This is a genomic window from Duganella sp. GW822-FHT06D06 (genome assembly GCF_058799615.1).
Window position 1 is genome coordinate 155,534 of sequence record NZ_JBXALQ010000010.1, and the last position, 24,894, is coordinate 180,427.

At 67.1% G+C, this 24,894-nt stretch carries 18 protein-coding genes; 5 read left to right on the forward strand and 13 right to left on the reverse strand.

The annotated features are described in order from the left end of the window. Positions 1 to 52 precede the first annotated feature (52 nt). Complete coding sequence (locus AC1RMD_RS19395; protein ID WP_492928420.1) at positions 53 to 733, forward strand: PEP-CTERM sorting domain-containing protein; 681 nt, start codon at positions 53 to 55, stop codon at positions 731 to 733. A gap of 44 nt (positions 734 to 777) precedes the next feature. Here the strand turns inward: AC1RMD_RS19395 and AC1RMD_RS19400 are convergent, their stop codons facing one another. Continuing rightward, positions 778 to 1,995, reverse strand: a complete 1,218-nt coding sequence (locus tag AC1RMD_RS19400) for a M56 family metallopeptidase (protein ID WP_492928421.1) — start codon at positions 1,993 to 1,995, stop codon at positions 778 to 780. Then, positions 1,982 to 2,362, reverse strand: a complete 381-nt coding sequence (locus AC1RMD_RS19405; RefSeq protein WP_492928423.1) for a BlaI/MecI/CopY family transcriptional regulator — start codon at positions 2,360 to 2,362, stop codon at positions 1,982 to 1,984. The genes AC1RMD_RS19400 and AC1RMD_RS19405 overlap by 14 nt, the downstream gene beginning before the upstream one ends. Positions 2,363 to 2,511: 149 nt before the next feature. Here AC1RMD_RS19405 and AC1RMD_RS19410 point away from each other — a divergent pair, with 149 nt between their 5' ends. After that, positions 2,512 to 3,651, forward strand: a complete 1,140-nt coding sequence (locus AC1RMD_RS19410; RefSeq protein ID WP_492928424.1) for a putative peptide maturation dehydrogenase — start codon at positions 2,512 to 2,514, stop codon at positions 3,649 to 3,651. Between the two features lie 18 nt (positions 3,652 to 3,669). On the opposite strand, the gene AC1RMD_RS19415 is transcribed toward AC1RMD_RS19410, so the two are convergent. Next, a complete protein-coding gene (locus tag AC1RMD_RS19415) occupies positions 3,670 to 3,924 on the reverse strand; it encodes an NHLP-related RiPP peptide (protein ID WP_492928426.1) in 255 nt (84 codons plus the stop codon). Between the two features lie 118 nt (positions 3,925 to 4,042). Then, positions 4,043 to 9,067, reverse strand: coding sequence for a response regulator (locus tag AC1RMD_RS19420; RefSeq protein ID WP_492928428.1), 5,025 nt, complete (start codon positions 9,065 to 9,067; stop codon positions 4,043 to 4,045). A 113-nt stretch (positions 9,068 to 9,180) separates the two neighbouring features. On the opposite strand from AC1RMD_RS19420, the gene AC1RMD_RS19425 reads away from it, so the two are divergent. Then, positions 9,181 to 10,149: a 2-hydroxyacid dehydrogenase gene (locus AC1RMD_RS19425; RefSeq protein ID WP_492928429.1), complete on the forward strand. Its 969-nt coding sequence runs from the start codon at positions 9,181 to 9,183 to the stop codon at positions 10,147 to 10,149. A gap of 19 nt (positions 10,150 to 10,168) precedes the next feature. On the opposite strand, the gene AC1RMD_RS19430 is transcribed toward AC1RMD_RS19425, so the two are convergent. From AC1RMD_RS19430 to AC1RMD_RS19450, 5 genes are all read right to left on the reverse strand, one after another. Then, positions 10,169 to 10,954: a GGDEF domain-containing protein gene (locus AC1RMD_RS19430; RefSeq protein ID WP_492928431.1), complete on the reverse strand. Its 786-nt coding sequence runs from the start codon at positions 10,952 to 10,954 to the stop codon at positions 10,169 to 10,171. Continuing rightward, a complete protein-coding gene (locus AC1RMD_RS19435; RefSeq protein ID WP_492928432.1) occupies positions 10,954 to 11,340 on the reverse strand; it encodes a DUF1987 domain-containing protein in 387 nt (128 codons plus the stop codon). The genes AC1RMD_RS19430 and AC1RMD_RS19435 overlap by 1 nt, the downstream gene beginning before the upstream one ends. 18 nt (positions 11,341 to 11,358) lie before the next feature. Further along, positions 11,359 to 11,916, reverse strand: a complete 558-nt coding sequence (locus AC1RMD_RS19440) for a SiaB family protein kinase (RefSeq protein ID WP_492928434.1) — start codon at positions 11,914 to 11,916, stop codon at positions 11,359 to 11,361. Positions 11,917 to 11,927: 11 nt separating this feature from the next. Beyond that, complete coding sequence (locus tag AC1RMD_RS19445; protein ID WP_492928435.1) at positions 11,928 to 13,142, reverse strand: SpoIIE family protein phosphatase; 1,215 nt, start codon at positions 13,140 to 13,142, stop codon at positions 11,928 to 11,930. A 113-nt stretch (positions 13,143 to 13,255) separates the two neighbouring features. Further along, entirely contained in the window at positions 13,256 to 13,513 is a 258-nt protein-coding gene (locus AC1RMD_RS19450; protein WP_492928437.1) for a hypothetical protein, read from the reverse strand. A 187-nt stretch (positions 13,514 to 13,700) separates the two neighbouring features. Between AC1RMD_RS19450 and AC1RMD_RS19455 the strand changes: the two genes are divergently transcribed. Both AC1RMD_RS19455 and AC1RMD_RS19460 read left to right on the forward strand, forming a co-directional pair. Next, positions 13,701 to 15,344 (forward strand): methyl-accepting chemotaxis protein, encoded by a 1,644-nt coding sequence (locus AC1RMD_RS19455; RefSeq protein ID WP_492928439.1) that lies wholly within the window; start codon positions 13,701 to 13,703, stop codon positions 15,342 to 15,344. Between the two features lie 76 nt (positions 15,345 to 15,420). Further along, entirely contained in the window at positions 15,421 to 16,284 is an 864-nt protein-coding gene (locus AC1RMD_RS19460; protein ID WP_492928441.1) for a type 1 glutamine amidotransferase domain-containing protein, read from the forward strand. A 12-nt stretch (positions 16,285 to 16,296) separates the two neighbouring features. Here the strand turns inward: AC1RMD_RS19460 and AC1RMD_RS19465 are convergent, their stop codons facing one another. The 4 genes from AC1RMD_RS19465 to AC1RMD_RS19480 all read right to left on the reverse strand — a co-directional run bounded on the left by AC1RMD_RS19465 (position 16,297) and on the right by AC1RMD_RS19480 (position 24,785). After that, positions 16,297 to 18,408 carry a TonB-dependent receptor plug domain-containing protein gene (locus tag AC1RMD_RS19465; RefSeq protein WP_492928527.1) on the reverse strand — a complete coding sequence of 704 codons (2,112 nt, stop codon included), beginning with the start codon at positions 18,406 to 18,408 and terminating at the stop codon, positions 16,297 to 16,299. Between the two features lie 68 nt (positions 18,409 to 18,476). Next, complete coding sequence (locus AC1RMD_RS19470; RefSeq protein ID WP_492928443.1) at positions 18,477 to 22,616, reverse strand: EAL domain-containing protein; 4,140 nt, start codon at positions 22,614 to 22,616, stop codon at positions 18,477 to 18,479. Further along, positions 22,616 to 23,743, reverse strand: a complete 1,128-nt coding sequence (locus tag AC1RMD_RS19475; protein WP_492928445.1) for an ABC transporter substrate-binding protein — start codon at positions 23,741 to 23,743, stop codon at positions 22,616 to 22,618. Before AC1RMD_RS19475 ends, AC1RMD_RS19470 begins: the two co-directional genes overlap by 1 nt. Positions 23,744 to 23,858: 115 nt before the next feature. Next, complete coding sequence (locus AC1RMD_RS19480; RefSeq protein WP_492928447.1) at positions 23,859 to 24,785, reverse strand: ABC transporter substrate-binding protein; 927 nt, start codon at positions 24,783 to 24,785, stop codon at positions 23,859 to 23,861. Between the last annotated feature and the right edge of the window lie 109 nt (positions 24,786 to 24,894).

A 24,894-nucleotide genomic window follows, 5' to 3' on the forward strand; every position in this document is an offset into this window, starting at 1 on the left:
GTTTGGCCGCTTGGGACTGACCGTCCTGGCGACGGCAGTATGTGGAACTTGGATGAGCACCGCTACGGCGGCGGGTATCTCGCTCACTGGCGCTTCGGTGTATGACATCAACGCTGCCGGCAACTACATCGGCAACGGCTGGGACACCACCGGCAGCAATGGCGCGGCCAATCTGTATCTGCTCGCCGCGCCGAATGACGCCGGTTCGCTGATCAACAGCGGCAACGGCGCGGCTGCCTCCATCCATCAGGATCTCTCCAGCCCCGGCACCTACACCTACTACTTCCGCGCAGACGGCGGCGGTTTCAACTGGCCGACGCCTTCCGCTGGCCTGAACCTGTTCTTCAACGGCGCCAGCGGCCCAGGCATTTCCGCCTATGTGCCGTTTAATACCGTCAATCCGGCACCGACGGCCCACGGCAACAGCGGACTTGGCATCATCAATGCCGATGAAGTGCAGAGCGCAAATTCCCTGTCCTTCAGCAGCGGCAATACCACGATCACCTTGAGTAACTTCAGCTGGCTGGACTATCGCAATCCAGCAGCGCCGAACGCCGTGCCGGATCTGGTCGGCGTGTTTGGCAGTACCCCGAATGGCCTGGCCGATTATTCGGGCAGCTTCACCGTCAGCGTCACCGCGGTGCCGGAGCCTGAACAATGGGCGCTGATGCTCGGCGGGATCAGCTTGCTGGCCGCGTTCGGCAAGCGTCGTCGCAAGCCGGCCGCCAAGTAAATTCAACGCCGGACCTGTTGGCGGGCCCGGCTGCGGTTGACGGTCTATTTCGCGAGCTGCGTGACCGTCAGCTGCATTTCCAATCGCGACTTATCGTCCAGTTCTATCCTGACCCTGCCTGGCTCGCCCAGCGCCACCAGCAAGCCTGGTTTACCCACCTCTTTGCCGCCATGTTTCACGCTGCTGCTGATGAATACCTTGCCGTTGTCGGTAGGCTTGAGCGTGAGCCTGGTCTCCCATTGCTGCGCGCCTTCACCGCTGCGTAGCGTCGCCGTTTCGCCGGCGCGCGTGTGCAGGTGCGGCGATGAGCTGGTGCCGCCGACTTCCAGTTTGACTGCGACATCGTACAGCGGCCCAGCGGGTGTCTGCTGCGCCGCCCAAGCGGCCCAACTGGCGGCGGCCACAGCGGAAGCGATCAGAAGGCGGCCGGTCAAGCGTACAGCATGCGACGTGGTGCGGTTCAGGTTCATGATTCTCTCGTTCAAAGGGTGGGTGGATTGCCATTGACATGCAAGCGGCGCGTCGCCGGCGGACAGCTGGGTTTTCAGCATGGCGTTGGCGTAGCTGCGACGCCCGTTGGGATGGCGACGGATCACTTCAGCGTCGCAAGCCAGTTCCTGGTCGATGCGCATCAGCCGTTCGGCGACATGGGCCAGGGGATTGAACCAGTTCAGGCAGCGCAGCAGCGCGGCGGCGGCATTGGCCAGCGGATCGCGGCGGCTGGCGTGGGCGCGCTCGTGGGCCAGTATCAACGCGCGTTCCTGCGCGGTGTAGCGGTGGTCGAAGTCCGCCGGCACCACGACCATGGGCCGCCACAGACCGACCAGCGCGGGGCCGGCATGCAGGGCAGCGGCGTAGGCGAGGTCGCCGTGTCGGACCAGTTGGCCCAGGCCGCGCAGGTAGACCCGCTGTTGGCCCGCCTGGCGCGCCGCCATGCTCAGGGCGCCGGCCAGCCAGACCAGCAATACGATGCCGCCCGTACCAGCCGGCGCGGACACAGGCGCCATGCCGGACAGGGCGGCCGCCAATGGCTGGGCGGAAGGCGCGACGTGCAGCGCCAGCGCACTGCCGGCCGGCGCGGCGGGCAGCACGGCGGCCAGTGCGCACAAGGGCAAAGCCAGCCACGCAGCGTAGGCGACCGCGGGACCGAAGCAGCGCCGCAGCGGCAAGCGCAGGGCGATCACGGCGACGGCGGCCACGCTGAACGCCGCGGCGGCGCGCAGCAGCACGGGCAGCGCGGTGGTGACGTCAGTTGCTATCATCAAGTTCTCCGATCAGGCGCTTGAGCTCCTCCAGATCCGTCTTGCTCAATTTGCGGTGGCGGCTGAAGTGCGCCACCAGCGGCGCCACGCGGCCGTCGAACAGGCGATCCAGGAAGCCCTTGCTTTCGCTGTGCAGCCACTGCTCGCGGGTGATCGCCGCCGAGTACAGATAGCGCCGCCCGTCCTTCAACACCTTGACCGCGTTCTTGCGCAACAAGCGGTTCAGCAGGGTCTTGACGGTGGATTCCTGCCACGCGCGCTCGTCGCCGATCGCGCTGGCGACTTCCTCCGCGCTGCGCGGGCTGTGCGACCACAAGGCCTCCATGACGACCGATTCGGCTTCGCTGATTTGGGGGATGGCTTTCATTGTCTCTTCCGTTTACATGTGTAATCGCTGGTGATGATTACAGCTGTAATCGCAATTGTCAAGCTGTGTCCGCTGTACTCCGCTGGCCACACTGGGGTAGGATGATGCGGTGGTCCAACCGCAAGACTAACTTTCAAAGTGAGTCCCACATGCTGATCAGACGCTGCGCCGTATTGTTGCTGGAACCCCGCGAGGATTTGGATATCGACTGGAAGGCGCTGTTCGCCGGCGACGGTGCGCTGGGCGCGACCATACGCTGGATGGCGCTGGCGCCGCATCTGGGCGAGGAAGTGGAAGTCACGCTGGAAGAAATGGCGGCGCTGGGCGGCATCGGCCTGACGCTGTGGCAGGAGCGCGACACCAGCGAACAAAAATTCGGCGCCGCCGTTGTCGCCCGCCTGCTGGAGTGCGGCCTGCTGATCGGCGACGATCCGCGCTTCCGCGACAGGGACGAGGTGCTGCGCTCGCAGAACTGGCGGCCGCTATCGGCCGTCGCCCATATCTTCAGCCGCTGGGGCGATATGCGGGTCGACAAGGGCATGCAGTTCCCCAGCTTCGAGGAACTGGTGGTCTCGTACGGCCCGCCGCCCGGTCCGGCCATCGAGCGTTGCGCCCGCGACGAAGCCATCGCGCTGCCGGCCCCCGATCGCGCGCGCCTCGACGACACGCTGTTCCAACGCTACACCGGCCGCAATTTCGATCCCGCCGCCGTGCTGCCGGTCGCCACCGCCGCGCGGTTGTTGCAGCGCGCCTTTGGCTCGCAGGGCGAACGCGAAATGGCGCCGGGCGCCTTCGTGCTGAAGAAGCTCAGTCCATCGGCCGGCGGCCTGCATCCGGTCGAGGCCTATGTGCTGGCGCAGCGCATCGAAGGCGTCGCGCCTGGCTTGTACCACTATCATCCGGTGCGTCACGCGCTGGAGCCGCTGGCGGCGATGGATACCACGCAAACGGCGGAACTGGCGATGCGCATGGTGGCCGATCAGGATTGGTTTGTCGATGCGCCGATGATGGTGGTGCTGGCGGCGCGGGTGGAGCGCAACTTCTGGAAGTATCGCAATCACGCCAAGGCTTACCGCGCGCTGCTGCTGGACGCCGGCCATCTGTCGCAGACGTTCTATCTGCTGGCGACCGAGGCGGGGATGCCGGCCTTTGTGACGGCGGCGGTGAACGAGATCGATATCGAGCGGGTGTTTGGGCTCGACCCCTTGAAGGATATGGTGATCGCTGTCTGCGGTTGCGGACCGGCGTCCGGCGCGCAGGATACGGTGGAAATGCGTTATGAACCGTGAGCGATCGCGGGGCGTGGCTTAGCGTTGGCCCGACAGGAAGAACGGAATCGCGCCGGCGGCGTTTTCCAGCTTGCACTTGATGGCGTGGCGGCTGGCGATGAAGACTTCCTTTGCCGGCAGGCTGCGCAAGGACGGGATCTTGTCGGCGTCGAGCTGGATGCCCAGCGTGCCCAGTGCCAGTTGTGGATCGTTCAGGAAGCTGGCGCGGAACGTGTCGTCGCCGGACAATTTGGACAGCAGCAGATCGAGATCTTGCGGGGAATGCGTGGCCATGTCGTTACCTTTCGTGTGGGTTTGAGGAAATCTCGCGTGTCGAAACGCAAGCTCATCGTAGGCCAAAGCAAGCGTTACCTCAAGCAACTTTCGCAAGCGCCATGCAACTCGCAACTTGCTAGGAAGTCTGGGCCAGGTCGGACATTCTTGCTTCTTGCTCAAGCATGTCTTGATGCGCACTCTCCATCACGATCCCGAACGCCAGCGCGAAAGCTTGCAACAAATCGGTCAGCGCCGAGGGATCGTCCCGTAACCGGTCTTCCAGCGCGGTGGCGGTTTCAAACAATTCTGTTGCCGAGATATTACCGGCGGCGCCGCGTATCTTGTGCACCTGGTCGGCCGCCTTCAAGAATTCGCCGTGGTGGATTGCATCTTGAATCTGTTGCAAACTCGCACCAAAATCCTTGGCGAACAGGCCAAGCAGCCGCGACAGTAAGCTGCCGTGGCCGCCCAGCCGCGCCATCGCCGCATCCAGGTCGATGCCGCGCCGGGCGCCGGCGGAAGCCTGGTAGTCCGGGCGGGCGGCCGGCGCCGGAGCGGCGCTGTCCAGCTCTTGCCGGCTCAGGTCCGGCTCGACCCAGGTCGCCAGCACCGCGTACAGGGTGTCGGGGTCGATCGGCTTGGTGACGTAATCGTTCATGTCCATCGCCAGGCAGCGTTCGCGATAGCCGGCCACCGCGTGCGCGGTCATGGCGATGATCGGCAGCTTGCCGTGGAGCGCGTCGGCGCGGATCAGGGCGGTGGCCTGGTAGCCGTCCATGTCCGGCATCTGGATGTCCATCAGCACCGCGTCGTAGTCGCCGGCGGCGGTCATGCGCGCGGCTTCCTCGCCGCTGCCGGCCAGGTCCACCCTGACGCCGGCCCGTTGCAGGATCTCGCTGGCGACCTGCTGGTTGATGCTGTTGTCGTCCACCACCAGCACGCGCGTGCCGCGGATGCGCTGCACCGCCACCGACGGCGGCGCCGCCAGCTTGGCGGCCGGCTGGCCGCTCTCCATGCCCAGCGCCGCCAGCACCGCGCCGCGCAGCAGATAGGAATTGGCTGGCTTGTCGAGGAAGGGCATCAGGCGGCTTTGCTCGGCGGTCTGGCGGTTATGCTCGCGCGCGTAGGCGGTCACCATCAGCACCGCCGGCACGGCCGCCAGTTGCGGGTCTTCGGCCATCAGGCGCAGGGTTTCGATGCCGTCCAGGTCGGGCATGTCGGCGTCCATCATCAGGATGTCGTAGTCCTCCAGCTGCAAGGCGGCCACCGCCGCCGCGCCCGAGGCCACCGCGCGCGCCTTCAGGCCCAGGCTCGCCAGCTGGACCTTCATCATGTGGCGCACCGCCTCGCTGTCGTCCACCACCAGCACCCGCTTGCCCTGCACCGACGGCGGCAGCGGCGCCTGGCGCGGAGTCTGGTCGGCGGCCGGTTGCAGCGCCACGGTGAAACTGAAGCTGCTGCCCACGCCAGGCTCGCTGTCGACCTGGATCACGCCGCCCATCTTGCGCACCAGTTGCTGCGAAATCGCCAGTCCCAGTCCGGTGCCGCCGTACAGGCGCGTGGTGCTGGCGTCGGCCTGGGCGAAGGCCTGGAACAGGCGCGCCTGCTGCTCCTGGCTGATGCCAAGGCCGCTGTCTTCGACCACGAAGCGCAGCGCGATGTAACCATCCGCCGGCAGCGGTGCCGCGTGATCGCGCTCGACGCGCAGTTCGATGTGGCCGCGCGCGGTGAACTTGAGCGCGTTGCCGACCAGGTTGACCAGGATCTGGCTCAGACGCAGCGGGTCGCCCAGCAGGTTCGATGGCACGTCCGGCGCGGCCCAGATCACCAGCTCCAGCCCACGCTCGGCGGCGCGCCAGGCAAACAGGTCGGCCAGCTGGCTCAGGGTGTCCGGCAGGTCGAACGGCAGGGCTTCCAGTTCCAGCTTGCCCGATTCGATCTTGGAGAAGTCCAGCACGTCGTTGATGATCTCCAGCAGGCTCTGGCCGGCGCGGCCGATCTTGCGGAAGTAGTCGAGCGGCTGCGGCCCCAGGTCGAGGTGCGAGCCCAGGCCGGCGAAGCCGAGGATGGCGTTCATCGGGGTGCGGATCTCGTGGCTGATATTGGCCAGGAAGTCGCTTTTGGCGCGGGTGGCCGCTTCGGCGTTGGCGCGCGCCTGTTCCAGCAGCCGCAACGCGCGCGCCTTCTGGTAGGCCGACACGAACGGCTCCTTCAAGGCCTTGAGCAGATCGAGGTCGCTGGGCGCGAAGGCGGCCTGGTACTGGTAGTTTTCGAACACCAGGTAGCCTTCCACCTGGCCGTCGATCACCACCCGCACCGCCAGCAGCGCGCAGACGTCGCCGGGCAGGGAATGATGGTGGTGGACTTCGAAGATGTCCGGCGCGATCATGCAGTTGGCCGGCGCGTAGCGCAGCTCGGCCTGGCGCAGGTCGATGTTGTAGGCGTCGGCGGCGGCGTCGATGCGGCCCCAGGCCGCGCGCAGCGACAGCGTCTCGGTGCCGGCTTCGCGCACCAGCGCCACCGCCGAGTCGATGCCCTGGATGACGGTCGATTCATGCAGGATGGTGTGCAACAGCGCGTCGAAATCGAGCTGCTCGTTGATCGACTTGACGATGGCGTTGAGTTTTTCCAGGTGTTGGGTACGCGAATAGACCAGCGCCTGCAGCTGCTCGCCTTTGAGGTGCAGCTGCCGCACGCGCCAGCGCACCAGCGCCCAGGCCAGCGCGCAGGCGGCCAGGAAGTAGCCGCCCCACGCCCACCAGGTCTGGTGCCAGGCCGGCAGCACCACCACCTGCAGTTGCAGCTCTTCGGTGGTCCACTGGCCGTCGCGGTTGCTGCCGCGCAGGCGCAGGCGGTAGGCGCCGGGCGGCAGCCGGTTGTAGCTGGCGATGCGGCGGCTGGCGTCGACCTCCACCCAGCGCTGGTCGAAGCCTTCCAGCAGATAGGCGTAGCGATTGCGCTGCGGGGCCGAGAAGTCCAGCGCCGCCAGCTCCACTTCGAAGTTCCGGTTTTCCGGCTTGAGCGTCAAGGTCAAGCCCTGGCTGCCGGCCAGCCGGTCGGGCGTCAGCACATGCTGGTCCACGCGCACCGCGCTGATGACCAGCGGCGGACGGTAGCCCCAGTCGTTCAGCCGTCCCGGGTAGACCACCGCCATGCCGGACGTGGCGCCGAACACCAGGTCGCGTTCCGGCGTGACCGCGCTGGCGCCGATGAAGAAGGTGCGGAAGGCCAGGCCGTCGGCGCGGGTCAGCGCGCGCGCCTTGAGGGTGGCGGCGTCGATCACGGCGATGCTGTCGGCGGTGGCGGCCCAGACCCGGCCCACGGGGTCGGACTGCAAGGACATGATGGTGCCGGAGGCCAGTCCCGCCGTGGTGCCGACCCGCTCGAACAGCGGCGCGCCTTGCGCGTCGCGCCCGCTCATGACGCAGATGCCGCCGCCGTAGGTGCCGACCCACAGGCGGCCGCGCGTGTCCAGCACCAGCGTGCTGATGACGGCCTCCGACAGGGCGTGCGGCTGGGCGGGATCGGCGCGGATCTGTTCCACCTTGCCGGTTTCCGGGTCCAGCCGGTTGAGGCCATTGCGGGTGCCGACCCACAGCGCGCCGTCGGCGTCGGCGATCACGGCGTGGATGCGGTTGTCGCTCAGGCCACCGGCATCGGCCGCGCCTTGCACATAGCGCCGCACGGTGCCGGCCGTCGGATCGTAGCGCAGCAGGCCTTCGAAGGTGCCCAGCCAGAGATTGCCCTTGTGGCGCAGGATGGTGCCGATGCGCGGATAGGGACTGGCCTGCGGCAGCGGCACGCGGCGCACGCCGCGCGCCTGGCCGTGCGTGCGGTAGAGCCCCAGCTGGGTGCCGATCCAGGCGTCGCCGGGATCGGCTTCGGTCATCGACAAGACCATGCGGTTGGGCAGCGCGGTGTCGGGGTGGGCGGGGTCGGGGCGCAGCGCGGCGCGGCGCGCGCCGTCCGGCCGCACGATGTCGATGCCCTGGTCGGCCAGGGCGATCCAGACCTGGTGCCGGCTGTCGGTCATCAGGGAGCTGACGGCCGCTTCCGGCGCGCCCTCGGCGCCGAACACCGAATCGACGCTTTCGTTGTGCGGATCGAACATGTCGACACCGCGTTCGGTGGTCACCCAGATCATGCCGCTGCGGTCGCGCAGCAGGGCGGCGGTGCGGTCGTTGCTGAGACTGAGCGCCACCGCCGGCTGGTGCAGGATGCGGCGGCCCTTGCCGTTGCGGTACTCCACCACGCCGCCGCCGTAGGTGCTGGCCCACCAGGTGCCGGGCGTGGTCTCGATCACCGCCAGCACCATATTGCCCTGCATTTCCCTGACCCCAGGGATGCTGAGGATGCGACCCTGGTCGGCCCCGGCGTCGACCAGCCCGACGCCGCTCTTGAGCGTGCCGAAGGCGATCTGTCCGAGGCTGTTCTCGCCCAGCGAAAGCACGGTGTCGCTCCAGCCGCCGCGGCCCTCGCCGCTGACTGCGACCTGGGTGATGGCGCCGCCTTCCCTGAGCCGGGACAGGCCGGTGCCGGTGCCGATCCACAGCGTGCCGCTGCGGTCCATCAACAGCGAGCGGACCTGGTTGTCCGGCAGGCCGGGATGCTCTTCGTGGGTATAGCGGCGCAAGCTGCGCTCGACGGTGTCGTAGTACTTCAGCCCCGCCGAGGTGCCTATCCACAGATTGCCCCTGGCGTCGCTGGCGATGGCGTTGATCTGACCCTTGCCCAGTTCTTCGATGGGGCGGGTGAATTGTTCGCGGCGCTGGTCGAACATGGCGAGACCGGCGGCGGCGGTGCCGACCCACAGGCGGCCACGCACATCGACATGCAGCACCTGGATAAAGTCGCCGGGCAGCGACATCTGGGCGCCGCTGTCGTGGCGGAAGCTACGCATGTGATAGCCGTCCCAGCGCGCCAAGCCGGCCTGGGTGCCGACCCAGAGATAGCCGTCGCCGTCCTGCGCCAGCGCCATGCCGACCGGATGGGGCAAGCCTTGTTCCAGGCCGAGGTGGTCGAACAGGGGCGTGGCCAGTTGGTCCCAGCGCTCAGGGCCGGCGACGGCGGCGCCGCACAGCATCATGCAAGCGGCCAGCGCCGCGCACAGCCAGCGGCGGGCGGCCAGACAGGCGAGCGGGGTGGGGGCGTGGACGTTCAAATCGGGGCGCGCTCCTGGAATGTAGCTTCCAGCATACGGAAATGCCGCCGGAATGTCCACGCAAAGCCACGGGAAACCTGCGCCATCGCTCGCACAATGGATACAATCGCCACATGGACCATGAAACCAATATAAAACCGGAAATACTGGTGCTGGCGGCGAGTCCGTCGGCCGCCGTGATGGCGCAGCTGGAGCACTCGTTCCACTGCCACCACCTGTGGCGCCAACCCTGCGAGGCGCAGCCGGAATGGCTGGCGGGCGTGGCGGGGCGCATACGCGGGGTGCTGACGACGGGGGCGATCGGCATCGGGCCGGCGCTGCTGGAGCAGTTGCCGCGGCTGGAGATCGTGGCGGTCAACGGCATCGGCGTCGACGCGGTGGCGCTGGATGCGGCGCGCGCGCGTGGCATTTTTGTCACCAACACGCCGGGGGTGCTGACCGAGGATGTGGCGGATCTGGCATTGACGCTGTTGCTGTCGGCGGCGCGCCGCTTGCCGGCGCTGGACCGGCATGTGCGCTGCGGCGCGTGGGAACGCGGCATGCCGCTGGCGCCAACGCGCGCGTTGCGCGGCAAGGTGTGCGGGGTGTTCGGGTTTGGCCGCATCGGCCAGGCGGTGGCGGCGCGGGCGGCGGCGTTCGGGATGCGCATGCGCTATTTCCAACCGCGCCCGGTGGCTGGTGTGGCGGCCAAGCGCTGCGCCACGCTGCTGGAGCTGGCGCGGGCCAGCGATTATCTGGTGCTGTGCGCGCCCGGCGGCGCGGCCACGCGGCATGCGGTGGACGCGGCGGTGCTGGCGGCGCTGGGGTCGGAGGGCACGCTGGTCAACATCGCGCGCGGCTCGCTGGTGGACCAGGAGGCGCTGGTCGCCGCGCTGCGCGACGGTACCTTGGGCATGGCCGCGCTGGACGTGTTCGACAACGAGCCGCATGTGCCGGCCGCGCTGCGCGAGCTGGAGAACGTGGTGCTGACGCCGCACGTGGGCAGCCTGACCGTGGAAACCCGCCACGCGATGGGTCAACTGGTGCTCGACAACCTGCTGGCCCACTTCGGCGGCCGGCCGCTGCTGACGCCAGTCGCCTGATCAAGTCATTCGGATCGATTCAGGAGTGGCAGGGCGCGGCGACATCTTCGGCCGCCGGCGGCGTGGCAGAGGGAGGCGGCGGCAGCTGCGTGTGCAGCTTGACGCAGTTGCGGCCGGCGCGCTTGGCGGCGTACAGCGCTTCGTCGGCGTGGCTGTAGGCGGTTTCGAAGCTGGTGCCGGCGCGGTTCCAGCTCACACCCACGCTGGCCGTGATCTGGCGGTCGATCGGCGCCGCGAACACCTGGTCGGCGATGGCGTCGCAGATGCTGGCGGCCACCCGCATGGCCACCTCGATGGCGCTGGTCGGCCACACCACCGAGAATTCCTCGCCGCCGACGCGGCCTATCGCCACCGTGGGCCCCAGCAGCTGCTGGAGGCAGCGCACCACGTTCTGGATCACGGCATCGCCGGCCGGGTGGCCGAAATCGTCGTTGACCCATTTGAAGTGGTCGATATCGAGCACGATCAAGGCCATGTCGCCGCGCTCCAGGCAGCCGGAGGCCTGCTCGATGACGGCGGCGCGATTGAGCGCGCCGGTCAGCGGATCGTGGGTGGCGCGGTATTCCAGCTGCTGCGCCAGTTCGTGCAGCTGGCGGTTCATCTGGTTCATGTCCAGCTCCGCGCGGTCGCTGCGGCGGATCAGGCGCCGGCTCTCGCGCATCAGGCGCTCGTAGTGGACGATCATTTCGGCCAGCGCCGCGCGGGCGTCGGCGCGCGGATCGGCATGGGCCGCCCTGGCGTTGGCCAGCGCCGCGCTTTCCAGCGCAAACAGGTCGGCTTCTTCGCGGCCGGGGATGATCACCATCAGTTGCCCACCGGGTGGTCGTGGAAATCGAGCGCGCCGAAATCGTCCTGCAGCTCCTGGCCGAATTCGAGGATGGTGTCGTCGTCCTCGTCGTGGTACCAGTTCAGGCGCACCTGGTTGCCGGCGATGGCGGCCTTGTTGAGCGCGTCGAAGAAGGAGAACAGCATCTTGGTGCTGGAGCTGTTGAAGTAGGCCAGCGAGACGTTGACGGTGATGCTGGCGTCGGCGCAGCCGTCCAGGTAGGCCTGCACGCGCGCGATCAGCGGGCCGTAGAAGGCTGCCGCGTTTTCAGGGTAGGACTCGCCCTTGATCGACAGGGTGTCCTGGTCGAAGCGGAAGTCGATTTCCGGCGAGGTGGGCGAGGCGCTGATGAAGAGGGGTTCCATATTTGTTCCAGTACTTATTTAAATGATCGCTTTGATGCAGAACACCGTGCTGTCCGGGTGGTGCGCTTCCTGCACGAACTCGAATTCCAGCGGTTCGCTGGCGTCGCGCGCCATGGTCAGGAAGCCCAGGCCGGCGCCCTTGCTGTCGGCCGGCGTCTCGTCGCGCAGCGCCTTCTTGTAGGCGGACTTGATCTCGTCCATCGTCATCGTGTGCAGCGGCTCCAGGCGGTTGCGGATGCGCTCGACGTTGGCGTTGTCGACCGGATTGGCGCACAGCAGGAAGAAGCTGTCGTCCTTCATGCCGATGCAGAACGAGCCGCGCCGCATCTGCTGGTCGCTTTGCTCGTCCGGCGTCAGCGTGTCCGACGAGTAGTGCATGATGTTCTGCGACATTTCGACGAAGGACGAGAAGATGCGGCGGCGCGTCGGTCCCGCCGCGCCGGCCGTGTCCAGGCGCGCCTTGATGGTCTCGGAAATGGCGGCCACCACGTGCTGCGAGAAATAGCCCACGTAGAAAAAGATGATGTGGCGCTTGCGGGCCACGTCCCAGAAATCGTTGAATTCTTCGTACAGCAAAATCGGCGCTCCTATGGGCGGAAACAGAAAAAGGTCAGGTCGTCGCGGCGCGGCTGCTCGCCTTGCCAGGCCTGGTAGTCGGCCAGCATGGCGTCGCTGACGTCGCGCGCGCCGGCGCCGCGCTGGGCCAGCATCACGTCGCGCATGCGGCGCTTGCCGTAGGCGATTTCCTTGGGGCCGCCGATCTGGTCGATCAGGCCGTCCGTGGTCAGGAACAGCAGGCTGCGCTCCGGGATGGCGATGATCTTGTTGGTCCAGACATAGTCCAGCGGCGTGTCGACATAGCCCACGCCCATGCGTTCGCCGTCCACCGTCTGCACCGCCTGCTGGTCCGGGTCGAGCTGGAACAGCGGCAGCTTGGCGCCGGCGAAATGCAGCTGGCGGCTGGCGTTGTCGAACCACAGGAAGGCGGCGTCCATGCCGTCGTTGGAGGCCGGCGCGCCGTGCTGGCTGTGGCGCTGGTCGACCTGGCCCAGCATGCTCTTGACGCCGCGATTGACTTCGGCGATCAGCGCGGCCGGATCGCGCGGGCCCAGTTGTTGCAAGGCCTGCGCCAGGGTCGACGACGAGATCAGCGTCATGAAGGCGCCCGGCACGCCGTGGCCGGTGCAGTCGGCGATGGCGGCGAACCAGCCGTCCGGGTAGCGGGCGAAGTGATAGAAGTCGCCGCCGACCACGTCGCGCGGCTGCCATTCCAGGTGGGCGTCGCGCAGCGTGTCGGCCAGCGCCAGGTCGGAAGGGCGCAGCAGCGAGCGCTGGATCACGCTGGCGTAGTCGATGCTGTGCATGATCTGGCGGTTCTTCTCGGCCTGCATATTGGCCACCACGTTCATCAGCTGCAAGCCGAAGCCGACGCCGGCCAGGCCGCCTTCGCGGGTGACGATGAAGCCGTCGGCCAGCGCCTTCTCGCCCGATTCGACGGCGCGGAAGGTCAGCTCCTCGATGCTCATGGCGGCATCGACGATCAGCGGTTCCTTGTCCATGAAGGCGATGCAGCTCTTCTTGCCGTACAGCTCATGGTAGAAGGGCTTGGACATCTGCGACATGAAGATGTTGCGGCTGATGAGGCCGATCGGGCGGTCGCTTTCCAGCACCGGCAGACTCATCAGGTCGCGGCGTTCGGTGAACAATTCCAGTACGCCGAAATTGCTGGTGTCGGACAGCACCGAGACCGTCTCTACGCACAGGTCGGCGGCGACGGACAGGCGAAAACGGGGCAGGTGCAAACGAGAGGCATTGAACTCCACGGCCAGTAACCTTTGGTTGACTACAGTGCCGTTAATGCTAATGGGAAATTGTTACGGGCCGATTACATCTTAACCAAAAGAAAAGAATGTTATCAGTCTGCGCATAGCGACAACATGAAACCCAGGTGTTGGCTGATGGCGCCGCGTTCGGCGTCCAGGCGCTGCTCTGCGCTTTCGGCGGCGAACTCGTCGCGGATGGCGTGGCACTGCGCCAGCGTCGCGTCGAGCGAGCGCAGCATGCCGTGCAAGCCGGCCTCGCTGTACCAGATGCGCAACAACTTGCTCAGCGCGAGCACGGCGTCTTGTTCGGATTGCAGCAGTTCGGCTTCGGCGGCGGGGTGTTTGCTCACGATTTTCAGAGGAGGCAGGTGGTCAAAGCAGTATATACGGATTCGGTAAAACATTGCCCTTGAAAAATATATATTGTTTTCGCATAAACATATATGAATAAGTTTCCACACGGTAATATCGCGGTCATATTCGACGCGTATATTCACAGTCATCTTGTGCGAACCGCACTTCTCTTGCTGAAACGTTATGAAAATTCCCCAACTCAATACCGCTGTTCGTGTGATGGCCTCGTTCGCCGCCCTGTTGTTCCTGATGGCCTGCATGTCCGGCGTGGCGTTGTGGCGCCTGCAGACGGCCAACGACAGCACTTCCAACCTGGTCAACCAGAAGCTGGCGCGGCAGCAGCTGAGCTCCGAGCTGCTGGGCATGACCGAACTGAACGGCCTGCGCGCCACCTCTATCGCCCGCAGCGACAGCCTGGAAGTGGGCGACATCTTCCAGGCCCAGCTGACCGCCGGCGAGAAGCAGGCCGCCGCGCTGGAAGCCAAGCTCGCGGCAATGCCGGCGCAGGGCGCGGAAACGGATTTGCTGCGCGCGGTGGCGGGTAGGAAGGCCGCCTACCTGGCGCTGCGCGCCGAACTGTTCAAGCTGAAGGACAGCGGCCGCACCCAGGAAGTGGGCGATTTGCTGGACAACAAGATGGCGACCGTGTTCCAGGCCTACACCGGCGCGCTGGGCAAGCTGCTGGCGTATCAGACCGAGCAAGCGAAGGCGTTGGCCGCAGAGTCGGCCAGCCAGTTCCAGGGCAGCCGCGCGATGCTGGCCGGCCTGGGCCTGGCGTCGCTGGTGCTGGGCGCGGGATTGGCGCTGGCGCTGACCCGCAGCATCGTGCGGCCGCTGACGCGGGCGGTGACGCTGGCCGAGCAGGTGGCCGCAGGCGAGCTGCATGTCGCTATCGAGCATGGCCGCAGCGACGAGATCGGCCAGCTGTTCGACGCGCTCAGCCACATGACCGGGCGCCTGGCCGATACCGTCGGCCGGGTGCGCGACGGCGCCGTGGCGATCGACGCCGCTTCGCGCGAGATCGCCAAGGGCAATATGGATTTGTCGCGCCGCACCGAGCACCAGGCCGGCGCGCTGCAGGAGACGGCGTCGGCGATGGTCGAGCTGACCTCGGCGGTCAAGCAGAACAGCGGCAACGCGCGCCAGGCCAACCGCCTGGCGCAATCGGCGTCGGCGGTGGCGGGCAAGGGCGGCAAGGTGGTGTCCGAGGTGGTGCAGACCATGGACAGCATCAACGCCTACGCGCACAAGATCGTCGACATCACCAGCGTGATCGACAGCATCGCTTTCCAGACCAATATCCTGGCGCTGAACGCGGCGGTGGAGGCGGCGCGCGCCGGCGAACAGGGCCGCGGCTTCGCGGTGGTGGCGTCCGAGGTGCGCAACCTGGCCCAGCGTTCGGCCAGCGCGGCCAAGGAGATCAAGCTGCTGATCAACGAATCGGCCGAGCGCATCGCCAGCGGCAGCGAACTGGCGCAGGCGGCCGGCGCCACGATGGAGGAAATCGTGTCGAGCGTGCAGAAGGTGACCGGCATCATGTCGGCCATCAGCGCCGCCAGCGCCGAGCAGGAGCACGGCATCGAGCAGGTCACCGCCGCGATTAGCGACATGGACGATGTCACGCAGCAGAACGCCGCGCTGGTGGAGGAAGCAGCGGCCGCCGCCGACGCGATGCAGGACCAGGCGCGCGAACTGGCGCAGCTGGTGGGCTCGTTCAAGATCGATGCCGACGGCTGGAGCAAGAGCAGCGTGCGTGCATTCCCGGCCGCCGTGCCGCGTGCGGCCCTGCCGGCGCCGGAAGCGATCCGGCTGCGCCGCGCCGCTTGATGCGGTCACCCACGCGCCAGTGCGGCGCAGGTGGCAGCGTTGTAGAATGAACGCGTGCCGACCACGCGTTCTTGCCATGACCCATTCCCGCCGCATCCTGATCCCGATTCCACTGCATGACTTCGACCCGACCGAGGTCGCGCTGAGCTGGCGCATCCTGCGCGACGCCGGCCACCATATCGAGTTCGCCACCGTTGACGGCACGCGCGGCCATGCCGATCCGATGATGCTCAGCGGTGAAGGGCTGGACCCGTGGGGCTGGCTGCCCGGCTTGCGCAAGCTGCGGCTGTTCGGCCTGATGCTGCGCGCCGATCACCACGGCCGCCAGGCCTACGCCGCGCTGGAGCTGGACACGGCGTTCCTGCAACCCAAGCGCTTCCAGGACCTGAACGCGGCGCAGTACGATGCGCTGCTGCTGCCCGGCGGCCACGCCAAGGGCATGCGGCCCTACCTGGAAGACAAGGTCTTGCAGGCGTTGGTGGCGGAGTTCTTCGAGAACGGCAAGCCGGTGGCTGCGGTCTGCCACGGCGTGCTGCTGGCGGCCCGCTCGATCTCGCCGCGCACCCAACGCTCGGTGCTGTACGGCCGCAAGACCACGGCGCTGACGTGGAAGCTGGAACGCAGCGCCTGGGACTTGACGCGCTTTCTGGCCCGCTTCTGGGATCCCGGCTATTACCGCACCTACGGCGAAAGCAAAGGCGAACCCGCCGGCTATTGGAGCGTCGAGCGGGAGGTCAGGCGCGCATTGGCGGCGGAGGCCGATTTCGTCGACGTCCCGCCCGGTGCGCCGGACTACCTGCGCAAGACCGGCGGCCTGGTGCGCGACCGCGCGGGCGATGACCGCGCAGCCTGGGTGGTGCAGGATGGGAATTATCTGTCGGCGCGCTGGCCGGGCGATGTGCACACCTTTGCGCGCCGCTACGCCGACATGCTGGCGTAGCGACGGCGAGGCTTACATCTTGTACGACGCCTGCAGCGAGATCGCGCGCGGCGCCATCGGCAGGTCGCGCGGCAGGCTCAGGCCGGGCGCCGGGCTGGGTTCGCGCACGTCGGTGTTGAAGGCGTTGCGCAGCGCCAGTGCGAAGTTCCACTGGTTGCGGCCGGCGCGGGTCGCCAGGGTCAGGTCGACGGTGGTGTAGTCGGAGATCGCGGCGCGGGCGTCGCCAAAGGCGCGCATGCGGCCCGCCACCCAGTTCAGCTGGGCGCCAGCCTGGTAGCCGCTGGCGAAGGTCCAGTCGCCGCGGCCGAAGGCGTGATGGCGCGGCGCATAACCGGCGTCGGTGTGGGTGGTCTGGTCGATCGAACGCTGCCACGCGTAGTTGCCGGCCAGGCGCAGGTCGCGCGTCACGCTCCAATTCGCCTCGAGCTCGATGCCGTGGCCTTTCTGGTCGCCGGTGTTGGCGTGGGTGGCGCCGGTGCCCGGCACCGGATTGGGCACGGTGCGGATGATGTTCTTCATATCGTAGCGATAGAAGGTCAGGTTGACGGTGGCGTCGCTGCGGGCCTGCCAGTTGAAGGCGATCTCGGTGGTGGCGTTGCGCTCCGGCTTCAGGTTCGGATTGCCCAGCGCGACCGGATTGCTGATGCCGTAGCTTTCCAGGAAAGCCGGGGCGCGGAAGGCGCGGCCGTGCAGCAGCTTGGCGGTCAGGTCGAAGCTGGCGTCCCACACCAGCGCCAGGCGCGGATTGGTGGTGCCGCCAAAGTCGGAGAAATGATCGTGGCGCACGCCGGCCGTCAGGTTCCAGTCCTTGGCGAAGTTCCATTCGTCCTGCAGGTACAGGTAGTCGACCTTGCGCCGCTGCGGCCGCATGAACGGCGTGGTGTTGGTGGTGTCGATCACCGCCGGCAGCGGGATCGGCGTGCCGTTGGCGGCGTAGCTGAAGTTGCGCCATTCATGGACACGGAACAGCTCGATATCATCGTGGCCGACGCCGAGCCGCAGGTGGTGGTCCCTGATGCCGCTGTAGTCGGCATGGCCGGCCAGGCGGTAAGTGCGCTCCCAGGTTTCCGGCACGCCGATCATGCCGTCCTTGAAGGTGCCGGTCGGGAAGGTCGCGCCCGGCGGCAGCAACTGGTACCAGGTGTTGACTTCCTGCGAATATTGCTGGGTGCTGAGGCTGGCGCCCAGGCCCCAGTCGCGCGTGACCTGCGGGTCGGCCCAGGCCAGGTTGCTGGTGATGCGTTCGCTTTGCTGGCGACCCACCGGGTCCAGCGCCGAGGCGATGCCGGCGCCGGTGCCCATGTCGTAGCGTTTCTTGTAGCCGAGGCGCGCGCGCCAGTGGCCGTAGACCAGGTCGAGGTTGCCGTCGATGGCCTTGTACTGATTGTTGAGCGGGCCGGGCGCCAGGCTGGCGTGGGTCTTGAACAGCGTGTCGTTGCGGCTTTGGGCGTCGGCGTCGAGGGTGCGGTCGTTGCCGTCGGTCTGGCCGGCGCGCACATAGGCGGCCACCTCGACCGGGCCGAGCTTGCCGCCGTGCTGCAGCCAGGCGTCACGGCTTTTGTGGGAGCCGGTGCGGGCGCCGAACTCGGTGCCCGGTACTTCGCCGGGCCCCTTGGTGATGAGGTTGATGACGCCGGAGAAGGCGTCGGAGCCGTACAGCGCCGAACCGGGGCCGCGGATGATCTCGATGCGGGCGATGTGCTCGAGCGGATAGCCGGCCCAGATGTTGCCCTTGTTGCCGACATAGGCGGTGGTGATGGGCACGCCGTTTTGCAGCATCAGGATTTGCGGCGTGTAGGCGCTGACGATGCCGCGCACCACGTACAGCGGCGAGCTGCTGTTGGGGGTGCGGTTGACGTGCAAGCCGGGTACGCTTTCCAGCACCTGGTCCAGGTCGGTGGCACCCATGGCGGCGATGTCGGCCGCCGTGATCACGGTGGCCACGGCCGGCGCGCGCCGCAGCGTTTGCAGATTGCCGGTGGCGATGCTGACGCTGTCGCTGGAACCGTAGACCAGCGCCAGTTCGTCTTCTTCCGTCACGGGATCGGCCTGGGCCATGCCGTGCACTGCAACCAGCGGTAGGGTGAGTGCCGCGGTCAAATACAGCCGGTGGGCGCTCAACACTTTCAAAATGCTATCTCCTGTTACGTTTTTTTGATTCTAGCTTGCCCGTTGTTGAGCCGGGGTAAATATCAGCATATCCTTGCTGTAACTGTTGTAGCCGTGTCTACATGTCGTCGTACCAGTTCGGCGAATTGTTCGGCCGGCACCGCGGGGCTGAGGTAGAAACCCTGCATCATGTCGCACTCGCGGCCCTTGAGGAAGGCAAGCTGGGCCTCGGTCTCCACGCCCTCGGCCACCACTTCCAGGCGCAGGCTGTGGGCCAGCGCGATGATGGCGCTGATGATGGCGGCGTCGTCGGCGTCCTGCGGCACGTCGCGCACGAAGGAGCGGTCGATCTTGATGATGTCGACCGGGAAGCGCTTCAGGTAGGACAGCGAGGAGTAGCCGGTGCCGAAGTCGTCGATCGACAGGCGCACGCCCAAGGAGTGCAGGCGGTGCAGCGCGGCCAGCGTGTCCTGGGCGTTTTCCATCAGCGTGCTCTCGGTGATCTCCAGTTCCAGCAGCTGCGGCGGCAGGCCGGTGTCGGCCAGCACGGCCTCGACCGAGGCGGCGAAATCCTTTTGCAGCAGCTGGCGCACCGACAGGTTGACCGCCACCCGCATCGGCGGCAGGCCGGCGCAGATGAACTGCTGCAACTGGGCGCAGGCGGTGCGCAGCACCCAGTCGCCCAATGGATTGATCAGGCCGGTTTCCTCGGCCAGCGGGATGAAGTCCACCGGCGGTATCATGCCGCGGGTCGGATGGCGCCAGCGCACCAGCGCTTCCATGCCGATGATCTTGCCGGTGTTCAGGCAGGCCTGCGGCTGATAGAACACTTCCAGCTGGTGCTGTTGTTCCATGGCGCGCCGCAGGTCGCTCTCCAGCCGCACATGCTCGGAGATCGAATGCTCCATCGACGCTTCGTAGAACTGGAAGCCGGTGTTGGTGCGCTTGGCGCGGTACATGGCGCTGTCGGCGTGCTTGACCAGGGTGGCGACGTCGGCGCCGTCGTGCGGGTACATGGCGATGCCGACGCTGGCGGTGACGAAGATGTCGTGGCCGTCGATCGGGAACGGCGCCGACAGCACGCGCACGATGTTGTGGGCGGCGGTGGCGGCCGCGGCCGGGCTGTCGAGCTCGTTGAGCACGACGGTGAATTCGTCGCCGCCCAGGCGCGCCACGGCGTCGTCGGCGCGCACCGTGTGGCGCACGCGCTGGGCGACCGCCTGCAGCAGGCGGTCGCCGACGTCATGGCCGAGGTTGTCGTTGACGTACTTGAAGCGGTCCAGGTCCATGAACAGCACGGCCACTTGCCGGCCGTCGCCGGCCTGGCGCGCCTGGTCGATGCTGGCGGCCAGCAGTTCGAAGAACAGCGTGCGGTTGGGCAGGTTGGTCAGCACGTCGTTGTAGGCCAGGTGGCGGATGCGCTTCTCGGCGCGGTTGGCCTCGATGATGCGGCGCACCCGCTGCGACAGCACGGCGTAGTGGATAGGCTTGGGGATGTAGTCGCTGGCGCCGGCGGCGAACGCGCGCTCGACCGACGAATTGTCCTGCAACGCGGTGATCATCAGCACCGGCACGGCGCCGGCGTTGGGCAGCTCCTGCATGCGGGCGCAGGCGGTGAAGCCGTCCATCACCGGCATCATCGCGTCCATCAGGATCACGTCGGGCTGGAAGCGCGCCAGCATCGCCAGCGCCTCGGCGCCGTTGGCCGCCTCTTCGACGTGGAAGCCGTCGCGCTGCAAGGTGTGGCGCAGGGTGCTGCGGGTGCTGCGGTCGTCGTCGACCACCAGCACTTGCGGACGGTCGTCGCCCGGCAGCGGCGCCAGCGGGGTGGCGTCGCTGATCTCGGCGTGCAGGAAGGCGGCCAGCGCTTCGTAGTGGGCGCGCAAGGGCGCCAGCAACGGCGTGATCTGTTCCGGCTGCTGCTCGGCGGCGAAGTGTTCGGCTTGCTGGGCCAGCTGCGCCAAGGTCTCGGCGCCGAAGTTGCCCGACGCGCCTTTGAGCGCATGGGCGCGGATGCGGGCGGTGGCCATGTCGCCGGCCTGCACCGCCTGTTCCAGTTCGTCCAGGCAGGCCGGCGTGTCTTCCAGGTAGGGCGTGACCGCGTGCGGCAGGGTGTCGCCCAGCACTTCGCGCAGCTTGTCGAACACCGCCTGGTCGACCGGGCAGGGGCCGCCGTGGCTGCGTGGCTCGATGGTCGGCGCGGCCGGCGTGGCCGGCTGGGCGGGAGCGCTCAGCGGGCCGCCGTGCGGCAGCCATCTTTCCAGCTTCTGGCGCAGTTCCACCAGCGTGATAGGCTTGGCCAGGTAGTCGTCCATGCCGGCCGCCAGGCATTTTTCCGCGTCGCCGACCTGGGTGTTGGCGGTCATCGCCACCAGCGGCGTGCGCCGGCCCATGGCCAGCTCGGCCAGGCGGATGTGGGCGGTGGCTTCGTAGCCGTCCATTTCCGGCATGCTGCAATCCATCAGGATCAGGTCGAAGCGTTCGCGCTGGGCGGCGCGCACCGCCTCCACGCCGTCGGCGGCGAATTCGCAGACGCAGCCGTTCATCGCCAGCATGCCGGCGGCGACCATCTGGTTGGTGCGGTTGTCTTCGGCCACCAGCACGCGGAACTGGCGCTCCGGCATCGGCACCGGGCTCAGCGTGGGCAGCGGCGCCGAGGCCGGACCCGGCGCAGGGGTGGCGGCAGCCGGCGGGCGCATCGGCAGCGGCGGACCCGCCACCTGCTGCTGCGCCGGACGGCAGCGTATCGTGAAGTGGAAGGTGGTGCCGCTGCCGGTGACGCTGTCGACGCCGATGCGCCCGCCCAGCAGCTCGACCAGCTGCTTGCAGATGGCCAGGCCGAGGCCGGTGCCGCCGTAGCGCCGCGTGGTGCTCGGGTCGGGCTGCACATAGGCTTCGAACAAGTGGCGGCGGACCTCCTCGCTCATGCCGATGCCGGTGTCGCGCACTTCGAAGCGCAGGCCGAAGTCGGCGCCGGGCGCCAGCGCCACGCCGACCATCACTTCCCCATGGTCGGTGAATTTGACGGCGTTGCCGATCAGGTTGATGAGGATCTGGCGCAGGCGCAGCGAATCGCCGGCGATGCGCACCGGCACGTCGGCGCCGATGGTCCAGTTCAGGGCCACGGCTTTTTGCTGCGCCGGACGGGCCACCAGTTCCAGCACTTCGGACAGCAGGGTGCCGAGGCAGAACTCGGTCTCTTCCAGCTTGAGCTTGCCCGCCTCCATCTTGGAGAAGTCGAGGATGTTGTTGATCAGCGCGATCAGCGTGCGCGACGAGTTCCAGGCGACGTCGACGAATTCCTGCTGGCGCGGCGTCAGGCGGGTTTCCTTCAGCATGTCGAGCATGCCGACCACGCCGTTGAGCGGGGTGCGCACCTCGTGGCTGACGGTGGCGGCGAACTGCGCCTTCATCTGCGCCATGTTGACGGCGGCGTCGCGCGATTCCTTCAGCTCGGCCTCGCGCTGCTCCAGCACGTTCATCATCTGGTTGAAGGCGTGCGCCATCTCGATCAGGTCGCGCGGCCCGGCGGGCGCGGCGCGCATGCCCGATTCGCCCGACTCGGCGCGGCGCATCAGGGTCGACAGCGCGTTGAGCGGATCGATCATGTGGCGCGTCAGCAGGCGGCCCAGCACCAGCAGCACCACGGCGAACGACAGGGTCAGCGCCAGGTTGCCCAGCAATAGCGACCAGGTCAGCTGCTTGAGCGTGTTCTTGGCGATCTGCACGTGGACGTAGCCCAGCAGCTGTTGCTGGTGTTCCTGCAATTCGAACGGCGAGGCTTCGCTCTGGCCGCCGTACACCGGCGCGGCGAACAGCCAGCCGTCGGCGGTTTCGCCGACCAGGCCGGCGTGCGCCGGCACCACCTTGTTCAGGTTGGCGACGTCCAGCGTGGCGCCGGCCACCACCCTGGACAGCAAGACCTTGCGCTTGGCGTCCATGATTTGCAGCGCCGCCACGTCCGGGAAGGAGAGGGTGGAGTTGACCACTTCGCGGGCGTTCTCGGCCGAGTGGAACAGCAGCGCCAGCGTGCTCTGGCGCGCCAGGTTGTCGGCCACGCGCTGGCCCTGGCCGATGAAGTAGTCGCGCATGCGGGCATTGGCTTCCCACGAATTCATCAGCGCCGAAAACACGGCCAGGCCGAGGATGGCGGCCGAGACGATGACCGTCAGTTGGCGCTGGAAACCGGTACGACGGAGAAAGTTACGGACTATGGAGATCATCAGGGCTGCGGGTAGACAAAGTCGAAACTGCGCTGTTGCAATGCGCCCAGGTTGAGGCCGATATGGCTGGCGGTACGTAGATTGATGGCGGTCTGCAGCTCGCGCAGCGGCACCAGCGGACGGCGCCGCACATCGCCGGCGATCACGCCCAGCGCCGAGGCGGCCAAGGTGCGGCCCAGCTCGACGTTGTCGGGCACCATGGCGAACAGCGCGCCCTTTTTCACATGCAGCACATTGCTCGAGAACAGCGGCACGCCGCTGTTCCACGATTCGCGCAACACCAGCGGCAGGATGGTGCTTTCCTCGACGGTGGTGCTGTCGTGCGGCAGCCAGACGGCGTCGTGGCGGTTGTCGGCGGCGCCGATCAGCTGGGTGTACAGCTGGGCCGCGCGGCCCATGTCGCCGGCCACGTGGGCTTGCAGCTCCAGGCCCTGCGCCCTGGCCGCCTCGCGCGCCAGCTTGACCAGCCATTCGGATTTCTGCGGGTTGTAGACCACGATCACGCGCTTGAGCTCCGGCAGCAGCGCGCGCAGGCGCGAGAACAGCATGGCCGGATCGGGCGTCATGCTGATGCCCATGACGTTTTCGGCGTCCGACAGCAGCAGCACGCCGCCGGCCAGCACGGCGATCTCGCGATCCAGTCCGGCGGTGGCGTTCAAGCCCTGGCGCCCCAGCGCGATCACCACCTTGGTGCCGTTGCGCTTGAGCGTGGCGTTCAGTTCGGCGATGTCCATTTTCGGATCGACCGGATAGCTGCGCACCTTGAGCTTGGTGCGCTCCTCGATGCCCTGGATCATGGCGATGAAGGCCGAGCGGAACGGTTCCTCGACATTCGGATAGACGACGGCGATGCTGCCCTTGCCGATCGAGGCCTGCAATTCGGGACGGCGCAGCTGGTCTTCCAGCTGGGCCAGGGTGACGGGACGGACGTCGGCGCGCAAGGGCAGCGGCAGCAGCGGTTCGGCCGGAGCGATCAGCATGCCGCCATGGGCGGCGCTGGCGCTGACCAGCGCGATGCTCGAAGGCACCACACCGCCGCCGGCGTGCGTCGCGCCGGTGACGCTGGCGAGCAGCAGGGCGCCGGCGCGTCTCAAACGCCGCAGTTTAAATATTGTGTTTTTCATCATGCTATCTTTGCTGCATCGCTACCACGGCGCCAGGAACGGCGCTGTCAACATGCTTTCATAGTATAAGCCGAGACTTTGCAATTCGGAAATAAAATCGCCTTCGGCGGCCTCAACGCTAGGGCTCGGGGAACACCGCGTCGAAGCTCCGTTGTTGGCTGGAGACAAGATTCAGGCCGATATGGCTGGCGGTGCGCGAGTTCAGCGCGCTGCGCACCGCCCGCAGCGGCGTCACCCCGCGTTTCGGCATGTCGCCGTTTTGCACGGCCAGGGCCAGCGTGGCCAGGTCGCGGCCCAGCTGCACATTATTCGGATACATGCCGAACAACACACCTTTCTTGACATGCAGCACGCTGCTGGAAAACACCGGCAGGTTGCGGCTCCACGACTCCTTCAGCACCAGCGGCAGGATGGTGGTTTCTTCGACGGTGGTGGCGTCCTGCGGTAGCCACAGGGCGTCGCGGTGGCCGTCGGCGGTGGCGAACTGGGCTTCGTAGGCGCGCGCGGCGCCGGCCAGGTCGCTCGCCTCCAGCGCCACCAGTTCCAGTCCCAGCCCGCGGGCCGCCTCGCGCGCCAGCCGGATCTGCGCGTCATTGCTGGTCGGGTTGTAGACCACGATCACGCGGCGTATGCCCGGCAGCAGGGTCTTGAGCATGCCGAACAGCAGGGCCGGGTCGGGCGCCAGGCTGATGCCGTTGAGGCGCTCGGCGTCCGGCGCCGTGCCGACGCCGCCGACCACCACGCCCTGCGCCGGATCGAGCATGGCGGCCGCCTTCAAGCCCTGGCGGCCGAGCGCGATCACCACCTTGCCGTTCTTGAGCGTGTTGCGCAGTTCGGCCAGGTCGGTGCCGGCGCCCAGGGCGATCGCGCGCGGCCTGGCCTTGGACTGCTCTTCGATGCCCTGCAGGATCTCGGCGAACACCGTGCGGTAGGGCTCGCCGATGTCGGGATACAACACCGTCAGTGTCTGGGCGTTGGCCCGCCCGCCGAGTAGGCTCAGCAGCAGGGTGATTAAAAAGGCAACGACGTTGATGGTTAATCGCACAATGATAGTCGTAGCATGTTGAGTCAGCCGAAGTGTATCCTTTGCTAACGATTTTACATCCATAGATAATTTCAATGGTGTCGGTGAGAGCGCTTCCAGTTGATGTAAA

Bases quoted from the DNA above. Each gene is read 5' to 3' on its own strand.
- AC1RMD_RS19400 (WP_492928421.1), bottom strand. From the start codon at position 1,995: ATGATAGCAACTGACGTCACCACCGCGCTGCCCGTGCTGCTGCGCGCC.
- AC1RMD_RS19455 (WP_492928439.1), top strand. From the start codon at position 13,701: ATGAAAATTCCCCAACTCAATACCGCTGTTCGTGTGATGGCCTCGTTC.
- AC1RMD_RS19430 (WP_492928431.1), bottom strand. From the start codon at position 10,954: ATGGTGATCATCCCCGGCCGCGAAGAAGCCGACCTGTTTGCGCTGGAA.
- AC1RMD_RS19435 (WP_492928432.1), bottom strand. From the start codon at position 11,340: ATGGAACCCCTCTTCATCAGCGCCTCGCCCACCTCGCCGGAAATCGAC.
- AC1RMD_RS19410 (WP_492928424.1), top strand. From the start codon at position 2,512: ATGCTGATCAGACGCTGCGCCGTATTGTTGCTGGAACCCCGCGAGGAT.
- AC1RMD_RS19470 (WP_492928443.1), bottom strand. From the start codon at position 22,616: ATGATCTCCATAGTCCGTAACTTTCTCCGTCGTACCGGTTTCCAGCGC.
- AC1RMD_RS19415 (WP_492928426.1), bottom strand. From the start codon at position 3,924: ATGGCCACGCATTCCCCGCAAGATCTCGATCTGCTGCTGTCCAAATTG.
- AC1RMD_RS19460 (WP_492928441.1), top strand. From the start codon at position 15,421: ATGACCCATTCCCGCCGCATCCTGATCCCGATTCCACTGCATGACTTC.
- AC1RMD_RS19395 (WP_492928420.1), top strand. From the start codon at position 53: ATGAGCACCGCTACGGCGGCGGGTATCTCGCTCACTGGCGCTTCGGTG.
- AC1RMD_RS19425 (WP_492928429.1), top strand. From the start codon at position 9,181: ATGGACCATGAAACCAATATAAAACCGGAAATACTGGTGCTGGCGGCG.
- AC1RMD_RS19475 (WP_492928445.1), bottom strand. From the start codon at position 23,743: ATGATGAAAAACACAATATTTAAACTGCGGCGTTTGAGACGCGCCGGC.
- AC1RMD_RS19405 (WP_492928423.1), bottom strand. From the start codon at position 2,362: ATGAAAGCCATCCCCCAAATCAGCGAAGCCGAATCGGTCGTCATGGAG.